This is a genomic window from Curtobacterium sp. 1310, from assembly GCF_017834105.1.
Taxonomy (GTDB): domain Bacteria; phylum Actinomycetota; class Actinomycetes; order Actinomycetales; family Microbacteriaceae; genus Curtobacterium.
On the sequence record NZ_JAFICY010000001.1, the window covers coordinates 659,588 to 674,235 of the forward strand.

Consider the following 14,648-nt stretch of genomic DNA (forward strand, 5'->3'; position numbering starts at 1 on the left):
CGGGAAGGGCCGGCCATGAGCACCATCGACGCGACGCACTCGCAGTTCTCCGAGGTCCGGGAGGCAGCCCGCGGACGGGTCCTCGCCACCCTGGCGACCAGCCTCGGCATCGTCGCCGTGACCGTCGCCACCGCTGCCGTCACCGTCGTCACCCTCGGGGCGTGAGCACGGTGCGCACCGCGAACGACCTCCGCGAACTCCAGCGCCACCCCCACGAGTGGCACCGCCGCGGCCTGCGGCACCCCGACGAGATCGACGCCCTCGTGCACCACCGCACGCACGGCGACGTCCCGCCCGAGCCGACCTACGGCGACTTCTTCCGCGTTGCCTGAGCCCGTCCCACCGAACGGAGCTCCGGGAACTGGTCGTCCCGCCACTCCCCCTCGACCGACACACCGCCCGACGCCGCGGACTCCTCGCGCTCGCGGAGCTCGACCCGTCGGATCTTGCCCGAGATCGTCTTCGGCAGCTGCCCGAACTCGACCCGGCGGACCCGGGCGTACGCCGGGAGCGCGACCCGTGCGTGCTCGAGCACCGCACGAGCGGTCTCGGCCGTCGGCTCCCACCCGGCCGCGAGCGTGACGTAGGCCTTCACGACGTTCAGCCGTGCGTCGTCCGGTGCGGGGACGACGGCGCTCTCAGCCACGGCGTCGTGCTGCAGCAGGGCGCTCTCGACCTCGAACGGCGACACCTTGTAGTCGGAGGACTTGAAGACGTCGTCGGTCCGGCCGATGAAGGTCAGCTGCCCGTCCGCGTCGCGGACCGCGATGTCGCCGGTGTGGAAGAAGCCGTCCCGCATCGCGTCGGCGGTGCGCTCCGGGTCGCCGAGGTACCCGGCCATCAGGTTCGTCGGCCGCTCGGTCAGGTCGAGGCAGACCTCGCCCTCGTCCCCGACGCGCCCGGTCAGCGGGTCGAGCAGCGTCACGGCCACCCCGGGCAGCGGACGACCCATCGCACCGGGCGTCACCGCCCCACCGGGCACGTTGCCGATGATCGCCGTCGTCTCGGTCTGGCCGTAGCCGTCGCGGATCGTCAGGCCCCAGGCCGCCTGGACACGGGCGATCACCTCGGGGTTGAGCGGCTCGCCCGCGGACACCACCTCGCGCAGCGCGCGCGGCCTCGGTCCGAGGTCGGACTGCAGGAGCATCCGCCAGGCGGTCGGCGGCGCGCAGAACGTGTCGACGCCGGCCTCGTCGAGCTGCGCGAGGAGCCCGGCCGGGTCGAAGCGCGGCGTGTCGTACACGAAGACGGTCGCCTCGGCGATCCACGGCGCGAAGAAGCAGCTCCAGGCGTGCTTGCCCCACCCCGGTGAGCTGATCGCCAGGTGCACGTCGCCGGGCCGGAGTCCCAGCCAGTGCATCGTGCTGAGGTGGCCGACCGGGTACGACGCCTGCGTGTGCACGACCATCTTCGGCCGCGAGGTGGTGCCCGACGTGAAGTACACCAGGCAGGGGTCGTCGGTGCTCGTGGTGACCACGGGCCGCACCTCGTCCGTCGGCGCCGGGGTACCGAGGTCGTCCGGGTAGGACGTCCAGCCGTCGACCGCTCCCCCGACCACGATGCGCGACGGAGCACCCGTCACCCCGTCGAACTTCGGCGTCTCCCCGTGGTTCGTGACGACGTGCGCGACGCCGCCGCGGTCGATGCGGTCCTGCAGGTCGACGGTGTCGAGCATGGTCGAGGTCGGCAGGATGACCGCGCCGAGCTTCATCACCGCCAGCATCGTCTCCCACAGCTCGAGCTGGTTGCCGAGCATCAGGAGCACGTGGTCGCCCTTCCGGACCCCGAGCCGGTCCAGGCGGACCGCGAGCCGGTCGGAGCGGGCGGCCATCTCGGCGTACGTCGTGCGCGAGCCGCCGTCCTCGTCGACGATCCACAGCGCCACGCGGTCGTTCCCACGGGCGACCACGTCGAACCAGTCGGTCGCCCAGTTGAATGTCCGGCCGAGGTCGGGCCAGCGGAACGCACGTCGGGCGGCCTCGGCACGCTCGGTGTCGTGCTCGTCGAGGACCGCGAGCAGTTCGTCACGGGCGGCGCGGTACACGGCGGTCGGGTTCAGGGAGGACACCGGTCGATCATGCCCCACCGGGCACCCCGCGCGCTCGCAGCGGACGGTCGTCCGTCGCGGGTAGCGTCGTCCTCGTGGACGGTGTCGGTGTGGTGGACGAGTCCGGGCGGCTGCGGCTCCTCGGCAGCGCCGTGGCCGGCGCGGCCTTCGGCGTGGTGCTCGCGGTGCTCGTCGCGTCGTCCTGGCTGACGACCACGACGGCGCTGCTCGTCGGGGTCGGTGTGCCCGCGGGGATCGCCGGTGCGGCCATCGGCGTCTGGACGCAGCTGCGGGCCTGGCGAGCCGCCGGCGGCTACGAGCGATCGGCGGCCGTGCAGCGATGGGTCGCGGAACAGCGTGTGCCGCCGGGGGTCACGGCCGACGAGTGGGTCCCGGCGCTGCAGGCGCAGGCCGACCGCGAGGGCGCCGGTTGGGGCAAGATCGTCCTCTGCGTGCTCTGGACCGCGATGACGCTCTCGATGGCGGACCAGCACGGCCCGCTCCTGACGGGGTTGCTCGTCGCGCTCTGGGTCGGGATCGGCGCGTGGTCCGCGCTCTGGGTCGTCCCCTGCGCCCGCGCAGCACGGGCACTGCTCCGTCGCGGGGTCGGGACCGAGCCGTACCCGACGGAGTCCCGACCGACCGAGTCCTGAGCCGGCCCTGCGCCCCGGGGATCGTCACGGGACGTCCGCGGCTGCCGTGACTACGCTCGTCCGCATGCAGAGTCGCACCCTCGGCCGCACCGGCCGCTCCGTGTCCGTCGTCGGCCTCGGCACCTGGCAGTTCGGCGGTGACTGGGGTCCCGTCAGCGAGCAGGACGCCGCCGCCGTGATGGACGCCTCGGTCGAGTCCGGCGTCACCCTCTTCGACACCGCCGACGTGTACGGCGACGGTCGCAGCGAGCAGCTCATCGGGGCATGGCGACAGGCCAACCCCGACGTGCCGCTCACCGTGACGACCAAGATGGGTCGACGCGCCGACCAGGTCCCCGCGAACTACGTCGCGGCCAACTTCCGCGAGTGGGTCGACCGCTCCCGGCGCAACCTCCGGCAGGACACCCTCGACCTCGTGCAGCTGCACTGCCCGCCGACCGCGGTCTTCGAGGACGACGCCGTGTACGACGCCCTCGACGCCCTCGTCGCCGACGGGTCGGTCGCCGCGTACGGCGTCTCCGTCGAGACCGCGGACCAGGCGCTCACCGCGATCGCCCGCCCGCACGTCGCGAGCGTGCAGGTCATCCTCAACGCGTTCCGGCTCAAGCCGCTGGACCGCGTGCTGCCGGCCGCACGAGAGGCAGGGGTCGGGATCCTCGCGCGCGTGCCGTTGGCATCGGGACTGCTCTCCGGGAAGTACACGACCGAGACCACGTTCAGCGAGGGCGACCACCGCAACTACAACCGTCACGGCGAGGCCTTCGACCAGGGCGAGACGTTCAGCGGCGTCGACTTCGCGGACGGCGTGCAGGCCGCCCGGGCGTTCGCGGCGGCGCTGCCCGAGGGCATCTCGGTCCCGCAGGCGGCGCTCGCGTGGATCGTCGCGCAGGACGGCGTCACCGCCGCCATCCCGGGCGCCAGGAACCCCGAGCAGGCCCGCTCGAACGCCGGAGCACCGGACCTGGTCGACGGCGGCGCACTCGACCTCGGCGCCCTCGACAGCACGGTGCACGAGCTCTACGACCGGTGGTTCCGCGCCACCGTGCACGACCGGTGGTGAGCCGCCGGCCCGGCACGCGAACCGGCCGGGCCCCGCGGACGGGCGGTGCGCGGACGGCGCCCCGGAGCGTCGTCGTCACGCTCGTCGCGGCGGTGGCCGTCCTCCTGCTCACCCTCTGCACGGGACCGGCGGCGGGGACGACCCGCACCGCGCCTCCCTGGCCGGCACCGACCGACCTGCAGACGCGCGCCGAAGCGGCGGGCCTGCGGAACGTCTGGGGCGAACCGCTCGCCGAGCACGTGCACACGCACCTGACGATCCTGGACGGCTCGACACCGGTGACGGTCCCGGGCGACGTCGGGCACTCGTCGCGGGAGCGGTTCGCCGCCGAGCTCCACACCCACGACACCTCCGGCATCCTGCACGTCGAGTCGCCGACCCGGCAGACGTTCACACTCGGGCAGTTCTTCGACGAGTGGGACGTCTCGCTCGGCGCGGGGCACGTCGGCGGGCTGCACGGGGAGCTGACGACCTGGGTCGACGGACACCGGTACCTCGGCAACCCGCGGTCGATCGCGTTGACGAACCGTCGCGAGGTCGTGCTCGTCGTCACCACGATCGGCGAGGTGCCGCACCTGCCGGCGCCGTTCGACTGGCCGCCGCAGTACCGCTGACGGGGGTCGTCACCGGGGTCGGGGGCGGCTCGCGGCCACGCGGCGACGCCGTGGTGCCACCGCGTGGCTGCGAGCCGTACGCTGCACCCGTGACGACGATCCGGACCGGTACCGACCTCGCGGCGGTCGAGGACGTCGTCGCGGGCATCGCCACACACGGCGAGCGCTACCTGTCGCGGGTGTTCACCGACCGCGAGCGCGCCGACTGCGGTGACGACCCCGAGCGTCTGGCCGCCCGCTTCGCCGGCAAGGAGGCCGTGCTGAAGCTGCTGCGACCCGCGCCGGGCGACGCGGTCCCCCCGACGGACGTCGCGGTGGTGCTGGACGCCGCCGGCGCCCCGGTCGTCGAGCTCTCCGGCCGCGCCGCCGAGCTCGCCGCGGCGGTCGGCTGCGGACCGGTCGCGGTGTCGTTGTCACACGAACGGGGGCTGGCGCTGGCGACCGCCGTGGCGCTGTCCCGACGCTGACCGACCCGGTCCCGCGTTCCTTGCGGCGCACGTGCGGGATCACGCACGTGCACGGCGGTTTTCCGGGCCCGCATGCTCCCTATCGTTGCTCGCATGCACCAGGACCCGACCTCCGCACCCGCCCCCGTCGCCCTCGCCGCGCCCGGCGCCGAGCAGGCCGTCCGACGGGCCCTCGCCGACCACGGACACCTCACCGTCGACGCGTCCGACATCGCCTCGATCGCCGACCTGTACGCGCTCGGCCTGACCTCGCACGCCACCGTGAACGTGATGCTCGCGGTGGAGAACGAGCTCGACGTGGAGTTCCCCGACGCCGTGCTGCACCGCTCGACCTTCGCCACGATCGAGTCGATCGCGGCCGCCGCGGAGGCAGCAGCGTGAGCACCCCCGTCCTGGACGACCCGTCGGTCCCCGTCGGCCCGGACACGACCGGAGCGACCACGCCCGTCGACCGCTTCGCCCTCCGCGCCGCACTCGTCGCCGAGGTCGCCGCCCGGCACGCCGACGAGGTCGACCGCGACGCCCGACCGCCCCGCGAGGCGATCGCGGCGATGAAGGAGCACGGCCTCCTGGCGGCCGCCGTCCCGACCGCACTCGGCGGCGAGGGAGCCACCCTCGCCGAGCTCTCGACGATCGCCACGGCCCTCGGGCGGGCGTGCGCCGCGACCGGGATGGTCTTCGCGATGCACCACGGACAGGCGATGGCGCTCTGGCGGCACGGCGGCGTCGGCCTCGGTGTCACCGCGATGACCGAGGCCGTCCTGGCCGGAGCGCTCGTGGCGTCCTCGACGACCGAGAAGGGCATCGGTGGCGACGCGCGCCGGAGCACCTGCGCCATCGAGGTCTCCACCGCTGGTCGCATCCACCTGCACAAGGAGGCGCCCGTCATCTCCTACGCGACCGAGGCCGACGCGGTGTTCGTCACCGCCCGTCGCGACCCCGACGCCGCGCCCTCGGACCAGCGTCTCGTCGTCTGTCTGCCCGAGGACACGACCCTCACGCAGACCTCGACCTGGGACACCCTCGGTCTCCGCGGCACCTGCAGCAACGGCTGGGTGCTCGACGCCGACACCCACGAGGACCGGGTGCTCCGCGACGACTACGCGACGATCTCGGCGCAGACGGTCCTGCCGGTCTCGCACGTGCTGTGGGCGTCGGTCTGGACCGGCATCGCCGCCGGCGCCGCCGAACGCGCCCGGCAGGCCGTGCGGAAGCAGGCGCGGGCCGCGGTCGGGACGACCCCGCCGGGAGCCCTCCGGCTCGCCGAGCTCCTGGTGGAGCTGCAGACCCTCGCGGACGCGGTCCGCCACGCCGCGGAGCGCTTCGACCGGTCCGCCGACGACGCGACGGTGCTCGGCTCCCCCGCGTACGCACTCGCCGCCAACGCCCTGAAGATCGCCGCATCGGAGCGGGTCGTCGACATCGTGACGACCGCGATGCGCATCGTCGGCATCGCCGGGTTCGCCGCGACCGGGCCGCTGAGCATCGCCCGACACCTCCGGGACGCCCACGGAGCCGCCGTCATGGTGAGCAACGACCGGCTCCTGCAGAACGACGCCGCACTGGCACTCATGAGCGGAGCACTCCTGTGACCATCACCGACCACACCACCACGTCCGACCTCGACGCCGCGCGCGCCGACCTGCGCGGACGTCTGCTCACCGACCGGGTCCTCGTCGACCTCGGCTCCCCCGGGCTCTACGGCCGCACCGGCGTCTTCGAGCGCGTGTACGGCGCGGTCGACGCCGCCGTCGTGCGGAGCCAGGCCGACCTCGACGCCGAGGTCCTGCGCTTCCCGCCGGTCGAGCCGCTCGCCGCGTTCGAGCGGACGGACTACATCGCGTCGTTCCCGGACCTCGCCGCGTCGATCTCCGGCTTCACCGGCGACGACCGGACGCACCGCGCACTGCTGGCCGCCCGGGGTCGCGGCGAGCGCTGGGAGTCGTTCCTCGAGCCCGCCGACCTCATGCTGACCCCGGCCGTCTGCCACCCGCTGTACGGGCTGATCGGTGACACGGTGCCGGCCGGTGGTCGGACGTTCGACATCGTCGGCGACTCGTTCCGCCGCGAGCCCTCGCTCGACCCGATGCGACTGCAGGCCTTCCACATGCACGAGTTCGTGCACGTCGGCACCCCCGAGTCGGCGAAGGCGCACCGCGACGGCCGCACCCCGGGCATGCGCGCCCTGCTCGAGTCCTTCGGCCTGGCGATCGACGTCGTCCCGGCGAACGACCCGTTCTTCGGTCGTGTCGGCCAGATGCTCGCCCGGAACCAGGTCGAGCAGTCGCTGAAGTACGAGTTCGTCACCCCCGTGTACGGGCCCGAGCACGAGGCGACGGCGATCTCGTCGGCGAACCTGCACGAGGACCACTTCGGCACGTCGTTCGGTCTCCGCACCGCCGACGGCGAGGTGGCCCACAGCGCCTGCACCGCGTTCGGCCTCGAGCGCATCACGATCGCCCTGTTCGCCGCGCACGGCACCGACCCGGACCGCTGGACGACCGACGTCCGCGCCGCCCTGGCGCTGTGACCACCCACCACGGCTGGTCGGGGTCGCCCGCGCTGCGCCTCGCCGTGCAGCTCCCGCCGACCGCACGCGCCGGCGTGGTCCTCTGCCCGCCGCTCGGGCAGGAGGGCGTCATCGCCTACCGCACGCTGCGGCTGCTGGCGGACGGCCTGGAGGCCCGTGGCGTGGCCTCGGTGCGCTACGACCCGTCCGGACGTGGGGACTCCGCGGACGACGGCGACCCCGACGCGCAGGTGCGGTCCGCTCGCGCCGCCGCGGCGGTGCTGCGCCGGTCGGGGGTCGAGCGCATCGCGTTCGTGGGTCTCGCCTCGGCAGCCCTGGTCGCGGCCGCCGCCGTCGGTGACGACGACGCCCTGGTCGTCTGGGACGCCCCGGCGTCCGGACGTGCCTGGCTGCGACGGCAGCGGGCGCTCGCGACGATCACGATCGGCCCCGACCGGATCGTGGACGGGGTCGAGTCGCTCGTGGGCATCGACCTCGGACCCGCCGAGACCGCCGTCGTCGGCGCCCTGGCGTACGCGCCACGCTCCGCGACGACGGTCGCCGTCGTCCGCCCTGGTGCCGTCCCGCCGCGCGGACTCGGCCCGGTCGAGGTCCTCGAGGTGGACGGCACCGCCGAGCTCCTCGACGGCACGAGCATCGACGCCCGGATCCCGGCGGACGCCGTCGACGCCGTGGTCGGTCGGCTGGACGCCTGGGCACCCGCCACCGCTGCTCCGACGACCCCGCCCGCGCTCGACGAGGTGCTGGACGTCGACGACCGCGTGTCCGAGCGGGTGCTCAACATCGGCCCGGACGGGCTCTTCGCCGTCGAGACCGTGTCCTCCGCCCAGGACGAGGACGCCCCGGTGGTGCTGCTCCACAACGGCGGCGCCGAGCACCGGACCGGCGCCGTCGACTACCAGGTCGCCCTCGCGCGGACGCTGGCCCGTGACGGCGCCCGCGTCGTGCGCGTCGACCGGCGGGGTACCGGGGAGAGCTCGGACGTGCGCGCCGACGAGGACGCCTTCCTGTTCGCGCAGGAGTGGGTCGACGACCAGCACGAGGTGGTCGCGGCGTTGCGGGTCCCCTCCGAGCGGCTCGCCATCGTCGGCATGTGCGCCGGTGCGTGGCTCGCCGGCCGCGCGGTCGACGAGCACCCGCGGCTCGTGGTGGAGATCAGTCCGAACGACTACCGCCGCACGCCCGCGGCTCCGGGCTCGTACGCCGGGTCCGCGCAGGCGGTGGCCGACGCATCCCGGCTCCGTCGCGCGCTCCGCGCTCCCTACAACCGCCTCGTCCCGGCGCGGGTCCGCGACGCGATCGCCCGCCGCGGGGCGCTCGGCGGCGTCGTCGGGCACCTCGGCCCGATCGTCGAGCACGGCACTGACGTCGTCGTGGTCGCGGCGCCGGAGGACATCGAACGCTTCGAGCGGTACGGCGGCCGTCGCGCCGTCCGCCGCTGGGGTGCGAAGGTCTCGGTCGTGGAGGTCCCGGACGGCGACCACGCGCTGTTCTCGCCGGCGATGCGACGCGCGGTGGTGACCGAGGTGCGGTCCCGCATCGCGGAGACGTTCCCCGCCGGGGCAGTGGCGGGCTGAGCAGGGCCGCGCTCGCACGGCCGCGCTGGGGGCGCGGCGCCGTCGGACGACCGCTGCGGAACGGCCCGACCCGTCAGGCCGGTGCGGAGGTGAGTCCGAGGAACGCCGCCACGGCACCGGGGTGCTCGACGTGTGCGAAGTGCCCGCAGTCGTCGAGCACGGCCGTCCGGGCTCCCGGCACCAGGCCGCGCAGGTCGTCGAGGTCGGACACCCGGGCGAAGACGTCCCCGCGGCCGAGCACCGCAGTCACCGCGCAGCCGACCGAGCGCCAGCGGTCGACGTCGTAGCCGGCGGCGTCCCGGGCGGCAGCCGTGAAGCGCTCGGGCCGGAACTCGTCGACGAAGGCGTCGAGGACACTCGGGTCCAGTCGACGGACGTGCGCGAACACGGGTGCGGCGACGAGCGGCAGGAGTCCGACGCGGGCGGTGCCACGGAGGATCGCCCTCGCCCGACGACCCGTCACGAGGAGCCCGGCCCGCAGCAGCGTGAACGCGGGGAGGGACGCGAGCGCACGCCAGGGTCGGCCGGAGGCCCGCACGGTCGCGATCGTCGTGCCCGACACGAGCCCGAGCGACCCGACGCGCTCGGGAGCGACCACGGCGAGGTGGAGCGCGACGAACGCGCCCATCGAGTGCCCGACGACGTCGACCGACCCCACGGCGAGGGCGTCGAGGACCTCCAGCAGCACGCGGACGCCGTCGTCCACGGTGAACGGCCCCGCGGGCGCCGGCGAGGACCCCCACCCGGGCAGGTCGACGAGCACGAGACCCCGCGCGCCGACACCACCGGCGGCGGCCAGCAACGGCGTCCAGGTCGTCCACGACCCCGCCACGCCGTGGAGCAGCAGCACCGGGTCGGCACCGGGACGGTGGTGCACCACCACGGGCCCGCTGCCGGTGGGCACCGTGGTGCGTCGGAGCGACCACGCGGCGGCCGCGTCGGTCACCGGCCAGGGTGCGTAGGGGCTCGCGGGGACGGTCAGGCGACCGGGACCGGCGCGGTGCACGCGGCGAGACGGTCGAGCGCCTCGCGGTACTCGGCGACGTCGCGCTGCAGCCCGGGCTCGGTGATGATCGACGCCTTGATGCGACCGTGCACGTCGATGACGAACGTCGCGCGGGTCGCGAAGCCCTTCTTGTCGAGGAACACGCCGTACTCCTTCGACACCGCGCCGTGCGGCCAGAAGTCGGCGAGCAGCTCGAAGTCGTAGCCGTGCGTCTCGGCGAACGAGCGGAGCGTCGCCTTCGAGTCGACGGAGATGCCGATCAGCTCGACCCGCTGGTCCTCGAACATCGCGATGTTGTCCTGCAGGGTGCAGAGCTCGTTCGTGCAGCCGGACGAGAACGCCAGCGGGAAGAAGACGAGGGCGACCGGGCGGACGCCACGGAAGTCGCTGAGGCGGACGTGCTCGCCGAACTGGTTCGGGAGCTCGAAGTCCGGCGCGAGGGAGCCGATCTCCAGGGCCATCGGTGCGCTGCTTCTTCCTCGGGCGTGGGGTGTGCCCGTGTCGCGTGCGCACGTGCGGGTCGTCCGTGCACGATCGGCAATCGTACGCCGACCGCACCAGGACGCAAGTACCACCTGCACGACACCATCAGCGAAGGCGTCGGTCGTGGGGCCTAAGGTGGTGTGGGCTCCGACCGGTCGTGACCCGACCATCGGTGGCCCCCATGTCCACCACCACGAGAACGAACGAGGTCAAGGGTGACGGTGAACGACCAGGACCCGCGCAGCACCGCAGGGACCGACCAGGACCCGGAGGAGACCGCAGAGTGGCGTGAGTCGCTCGACGGACTCGTCGCGACGCACGGCCACCAGCGGGCCCGCGAGATCATGCAGAGCCTGCTGAAGCGCTCGAACGAGCTGCACCTCGGCGTGCCGATGGTCCCGACGACCGACTACGTCAACACGATCGCGCCCGAGGACGAGCCGGAGTTCCCCGGTGACGAGGAACTCGAGCGCCGCTACCGCCGGTGGATCCGGTGGAACGCCGCGATCACGGTGCACCGCGCCCAGCGCCCCGGCGTCGCGGTCGGTGGGCACATCTCGACGTACGCGTCGAGCGCCGCGATGTACGAGGTCGGCTACAACCACTTCTTCCGCGCGCAGGACCACCCGTCCGGCGGTGACCAGGTCTTCTTCCAGGGCCACGCCTCCCCCGGCATGTACGCCCGCGCCTACATGGAGGGCCGCCTCAGCGAGGACCAGCTCGACGGCTTCCGCCAGGAGAAGTCGCACGCGGGCGGTGGACTGTCGTCCTACCCGCACCCGCGCCTCATGCCGCACTTCTGGCAGTTCCCGACCGTGTCGATGGGCATCGGCCCGATCAACGCGATCTACCAGGCCCAGCAGGCCAAGTACCTGTCCAACCGCGGCATCAAGGACGCCTCCGACCAGCAGGTCTGGGCGTTCCTCGGCGACGGCGAGATGGACGAGGTCGAGTCGCGCGGGCAGCTGCAGGTCGCGGCGAACGACGGGCTCGACAACCTGAACTTCGTCATCAACTGCAACCTCCAGCGCCTCGACGGACCCGTCCGCGGCAACGGCAAGATCATCCAGGAGCTCGAGGCGTTCTTCCGCGGCGCGGGCTGGAACGTCATCAAGGTCGTGTGGGGCCGCGAGTGGGACGACCTGCTCGCCCGCGACACCGAGGGCGCGCTCCTCAACCTGATGAACGCGACGCCGGACGGCGACTACCAGACCTACAAGGCCGAGAACGGCGCCTACGTCCGCGAGAACTTCTTCGGGCGCGACCCGAAGGCGCTCGAGCTCGTCGAGGGCTACACGGACGACCAGATCTGGAACCTCAAGCGCGGCGGGCACGACTACCGCAAGGTCTACGCCGCGTTCAAGGCCGCGACCGAGCACAAGGGCCAGCCGACGGTCATCCTGGCGAAGACGGTCAAGGGCTACGGCCTCGGCCCGAGCTTCGAGGGGCGCAACGCGACCCACCAGATGAAGAAGCTCACGCTCGACAACCTCAAGCAGTTCCGCGACGAGATGCGCATCCCGATCTCCGACGCACAGCTCGACGAGGACCCCTACACCCCGCCGTACTACCACCCCGGTCACGACGACGAGGCGATCCAGTACATGCACGAGCGTCGCCGGGAGCTCGGCGGGTACGTGCCGGAGCGTCGGACGAAGTACACGCAGTTCACGCTGCCGGAGGAGTCGAAGTACCAGGTCGTGAAGAAGGGCTCCGGCAAGCAGGAGGTCGCCACGACCATGGCGTTCGCCCGCCTGCTGAAGGACCTGCTCCGCTCCCCGGACTTCGGCAACCGCGTGGTGCCGATCATCCCGGACGAGGCGCGCACGTTCGGCATGGACGCGTACTTCCCGACCGCGAAGATCTACAACCCGAACGGCCAGCACTACACGTCGGTGGACCGCGAGCTGCTCCTGGCCTACAAGGAGAGCCCGCAGGGCCAGATCATCCACGTCGGCATCAACGAGGCGGGCGCCCTCGCGGCCTTCACCGCCGTCGGGTCCTCGTACTCGACGCAGGGCGAACCGCTCATCCCGGTCTACGTCTTCTACTCGCAGTTCGGGTTCCAGCGCACCGGCGACGCGATCTGGGCCGCCGGTGACCAGATGGTCCGCGGCTTCATGATCGGTGCCACCGCAGGGCGCACCACGCTGACCGGCGAGGGCCTGCAGCACGCCGACGGTCACTCGCCGCTCCTCGCGGCGACGAACCCGGCGGTCGTGTCCTACGACCCGGCCTACGGCTACGAGATCGGGCACATCGTCCGGTCCGGCCTCGAGCGCATGTACGGGACGAACGAGGACGGTTCGCCGTCCCACGACGACCCGAACGTCATGTACTACCTGACGGTCTACAACGAGCCGCTCGTGCAGCCCGCCGAGCCCGAGGGCGTCGACGTCGAGGGCATCGTCAAGGGCATGTACCTGCTCAAGCCGAGCGAACACGACGGCCCGAAGGCCCAGCTGCTCGCGTCCGGGGTCGCGGTGCCGTGGATCCTCGAGGCGCAGCAGCTCCTCGCCGAGGACTGGGGCGTGTCCGCCGACGTCTGGAGCGTCACGAGCTGGGGCGAGCTCACCCGTGACGGTCTCGACGCCGAGCAGCAGGCGTTCCTCAACCCGAACGAGCAGCCGCGCACCCCGTACGTGACCGAGCGCCTGCTCGGCACCGAGGGGCCGGTCGTGGCGGTGAGCGACTTCATGCACGCCGTGCAGGAGCAGATCCGTCCGTTCGTCCCGACCGACTTCGCGACGCTCGGTGCCGACGGCTTCGGCTTCTCGGACACCCGTCCGGCGGCACGCCGCTTCTTCCACATCGACGGTCCGTCCGTCGTGGTGCGCACGCTGCAGCAGCTCGCGAAGCAGGGCAAGGTCGACCACGCCGTCGTCCAGCAGGCGATCGACAAGTACCGCCTGCACGACGTCAACGCCGGCACGACCGGCAGCGCGGGCGGAGAGGCCTGATCCGCTGGTGAGCACACCCCGCACCGACGCTGCCGTGGGCCAGGAGAGGGACCGCGAACGCGCGCTCTCCTGGCTCCGGCAGGTGTCGGGCGAACTCTCGACCGCCACGATCAAGCGGCTCGAGGACACCCTGCCCTGGTACAGCGAGATGCCCCCGGGGCGGCGGTCCGCCGTGGGCCTCGTCGCCCAGGCGGGGATCACCTCGTTCATCTCCTGGCTCGAGGGCACCGCGTCGACCCCCTGGATCGCCGCCGCCGACGTCTTCGGGTCCGCCCCGCGCGAGCTCCTGCGTTCGGTGAGCCTGCAGCAGACGCTGCAGCTCATCCGCGTCGTGGTGACCGTGGTCGAGGAGCGCGCGAAGGACGACGAGATGCTCCAGGAAGCGATCCTGAAGTACTCGCGGGACATCGCCTTCGCAGCGGCCGACGTCTACGCCCGCGCCGCCGAGGCCCGCGGCCTGTGGGACGCCCGGCTCGAGGCACTGGTCGTCGACTCGATCCTGTCGGGCGAGTACGACGACGAGCTGCCCTCCCGCATCGCAGCGCTCGGCTGGCACGGCCACGGCGAGGTCGCGGTGCTCGTCGGGAACGCACCGAAGCAGCTCGAGGTCGACCAGATCCGCCGCACCGCGCGCCACATGGACGCCGACGTGCTCATCGGCGTGCAGGGCTCTCGGCTCGTGGTCGTCATCGGGCGGGCCACCCCGCGTGACGACGTCCCCGAGGGCGAGGAGCCGGTGTCCTTCACCGCCATCGCCCAGGCCCTCGAACCGTCGTTCGGCGAGGGGCACCTGGTGCTCGGCAACGAGGTCCCCGGGGTCGTCGACGCCTCGACCAGCGCGAAGGGCGCCCTCGCCGGGTTCGCCGTCGCACGGGCGTGGCGCGGTGCTCCCCGTCCGGCACTCGCCGACGACCTGCTGCCGGAGCGGGCCCTGGCGGGTGACCCGCTCGCTCGGTCGGCACTGGTGCAGCGCATCTACGTCCCCCTCAAGGACCAGTCGACCGAGCTCCTGCAGACGCTCTGGTGCTACCTCGACACCGGCCGGTCGCTCGAGGCGACGGCGCGCGAGCTGTTCGTGCACCCGAACACCGTGCGCTACCGGCTCCGCCGCGTCGCCGACGTCATCGGGTGGGACGCCACCCACGCGCGTGACGCCCTGATCGTGCAGTCGGCGCTCATCCTCGGCGCGATGTCCGAGTCGAACGCCGGTCGACGGCGCCTGCCGCCGCGTCGCTGACCCGACGGTAGGGA

General features: G+C 73.0%; 15 protein-coding genes. 12 read left to right on the forward strand and 3 right to left on the reverse strand.

The features are described 5' to 3' along the window. Nucleotides 1–15 precede the first annotated feature (15 nt). The gene (locus JOD95_RS03060) at nt 16–165 is read left to right on the forward strand and encodes a hypothetical protein (protein WP_158407746.1); all 150 of its coding nucleotides are present in this window, start codon (nt 16–18) and stop codon (nt 163–165) included. Next, a complete protein-coding gene (locus tag JOD95_RS03065) occupies nt 162–332 on the forward strand; it encodes a hypothetical protein (protein ID WP_158407745.1) in 171 nt (56 codons plus the stop codon). The genes JOD95_RS03060 and JOD95_RS03065 overlap by 4 nt, the downstream gene beginning before the upstream one ends. Here the strand turns inward: JOD95_RS03065 and JOD95_RS03070 are convergent. Beyond that, on the reverse strand, nt 305–2,059 hold the full coding sequence (locus JOD95_RS03070) for an AMP-binding protein (RefSeq protein ID WP_245171412.1): 1,755 nt from the start codon (nt 2,057–2,059) through the stop codon (nt 305–307). The genes JOD95_RS03065 and JOD95_RS03070 overlap by 28 nt on opposite strands. A gap of 83 nt (nt 2,060–2,142) precedes the next feature. On the opposite strand from JOD95_RS03070, the gene JOD95_RS03075 reads away from it, so the two are divergent. From JOD95_RS03075 to JOD95_RS16830, 8 genes are all read left to right on the forward strand, one after another. Beyond that, on the forward strand, nt 2,143–2,700 hold the full coding sequence (locus JOD95_RS03075; protein ID WP_209682954.1) for a hypothetical protein: 558 nt from the start codon (nt 2,143–2,145) through the stop codon (nt 2,698–2,700). A 64-nt stretch (nt 2,701–2,764) separates the two neighbouring features. Then, entirely contained in the window at nt 2,765–3,760 is a 996-nt protein-coding gene (locus tag JOD95_RS03080; RefSeq protein ID WP_209682957.1) for an aldo/keto reductase, read from the forward strand. A gap of 92 nt (nt 3,761–3,852) precedes the next feature. Further along, complete coding sequence (locus JOD95_RS03085) at nt 3,853–4,374, forward strand: hypothetical protein (protein WP_209682960.1); 522 nt, start codon at nt 3,853–3,855, stop codon at nt 4,372–4,374. An 89-nt stretch (nt 4,375–4,463) separates the two neighbouring features. Next, nucleotides 4,464–4,841: a holo-ACP synthase gene (locus JOD95_RS03090; RefSeq protein WP_209682962.1), complete on the forward strand. Its 378-nt coding sequence runs from the start codon at nt 4,464–4,466 to the stop codon at nt 4,839–4,841. Between the two features lie 93 nt (nt 4,842–4,934). Continuing rightward, on the forward strand, nt 4,935–5,222 hold the full coding sequence (locus JOD95_RS03095) for an acyl carrier protein (protein WP_209682965.1): 288 nt from the start codon (nt 4,935–4,937) through the stop codon (nt 5,220–5,222). Further along, nucleotides 5,219–6,433 carry an acyl-CoA dehydrogenase family protein gene (locus JOD95_RS03100; RefSeq protein ID WP_209682968.1) on the forward strand — a complete coding sequence of 405 codons (1,215 nt, stop codon included), beginning with the start codon at nt 5,219–5,221 and terminating at the stop codon, nt 6,431–6,433. The genes JOD95_RS03095 and JOD95_RS03100 overlap by 4 nt, the downstream gene beginning before the upstream one ends. Continuing rightward, nucleotides 6,430–7,371 (forward strand): amino acid--[acyl-carrier-protein] ligase, encoded by a 942-nt coding sequence (locus JOD95_RS03105; protein ID WP_209682971.1) that lies wholly within the window; start codon nt 6,430–6,432, stop codon nt 7,369–7,371. Before JOD95_RS03100 ends, JOD95_RS03105 begins: the two co-directional genes overlap by 4 nt. After that, nucleotides 7,368–8,948: an alpha/beta hydrolase gene (locus JOD95_RS16830; protein WP_209682974.1), complete on the forward strand. Its 1,581-nt coding sequence runs from the start codon at nt 7,368–7,370 to the stop codon at nt 8,946–8,948. The genes JOD95_RS03105 and JOD95_RS16830 overlap by 4 nt, the downstream gene beginning before the upstream one ends. Nucleotides 8,949–9,021: 73 nt before the next feature. Here JOD95_RS16830 and JOD95_RS03115 read toward each other — a convergent pair whose 3' ends face one another. Together JOD95_RS03115 and JOD95_RS03120 are read right to left on the reverse strand one after the other, a co-directional pair. After that, nucleotides 9,022–9,894 (reverse strand): alpha/beta fold hydrolase, encoded by an 873-nt coding sequence (locus tag JOD95_RS03115; RefSeq protein WP_209682977.1) that lies wholly within the window; start codon nt 9,892–9,894, stop codon nt 9,022–9,024. Between the two features lie 32 nt (nt 9,895–9,926). After that, nucleotides 9,927–10,415, reverse strand: a complete 489-nt coding sequence (locus tag JOD95_RS03120; RefSeq protein WP_066653934.1) for a peroxiredoxin — start codon at nt 10,413–10,415, stop codon at nt 9,927–9,929. Nucleotides 10,416–10,652: 237 nt separating this feature from the next. Here JOD95_RS03120 and aceE point away from each other — a divergent pair, with 237 nt between their 5' ends. Next, a complete protein-coding gene (aceE, locus tag JOD95_RS03125) occupies nt 10,653–13,397 on the forward strand; it encodes a pyruvate dehydrogenase (acetyl-transferring), homodimeric type (protein ID WP_209682980.1) in 2,745 nt (914 codons plus the stop codon). A gap of 34 nt (nt 13,398–13,431) precedes the next feature. After that, nucleotides 13,432–14,634 (forward strand): CdaR family transcriptional regulator, encoded by a 1,203-nt coding sequence (locus JOD95_RS03130; protein WP_200884165.1) that lies wholly within the window; start codon nt 13,432–13,434, stop codon nt 14,632–14,634. The last annotated feature ends 14 nt before the right edge of the window (nt 14,635–14,648 follow it).

Bases quoted from the DNA above. Each gene is read 5' to 3' on its own strand.
- JOD95_RS03060 (WP_158407746.1), top strand. From the start codon at position 16: ATGAGCACCATCGACGCGACGCACTCGCAGTTCTCCGAGGTCCGGGAG.
- JOD95_RS03080 (WP_209682957.1), top strand. From the start codon at position 2,765: ATGCAGAGTCGCACCCTCGGCCGCACCGGCCGCTCCGTGTCCGTCGTC.
- JOD95_RS03095 (WP_209682965.1), top strand. From the start codon at position 4,935: ATGCACCAGGACCCGACCTCCGCACCCGCCCCCGTCGCCCTCGCCGCG.
- JOD95_RS03120 (WP_066653934.1), bottom strand. From the start codon at position 10,415: ATGGCCCTGGAGATCGGCTCCCTCGCGCCGGACTTCGAGCTCCCGAAC.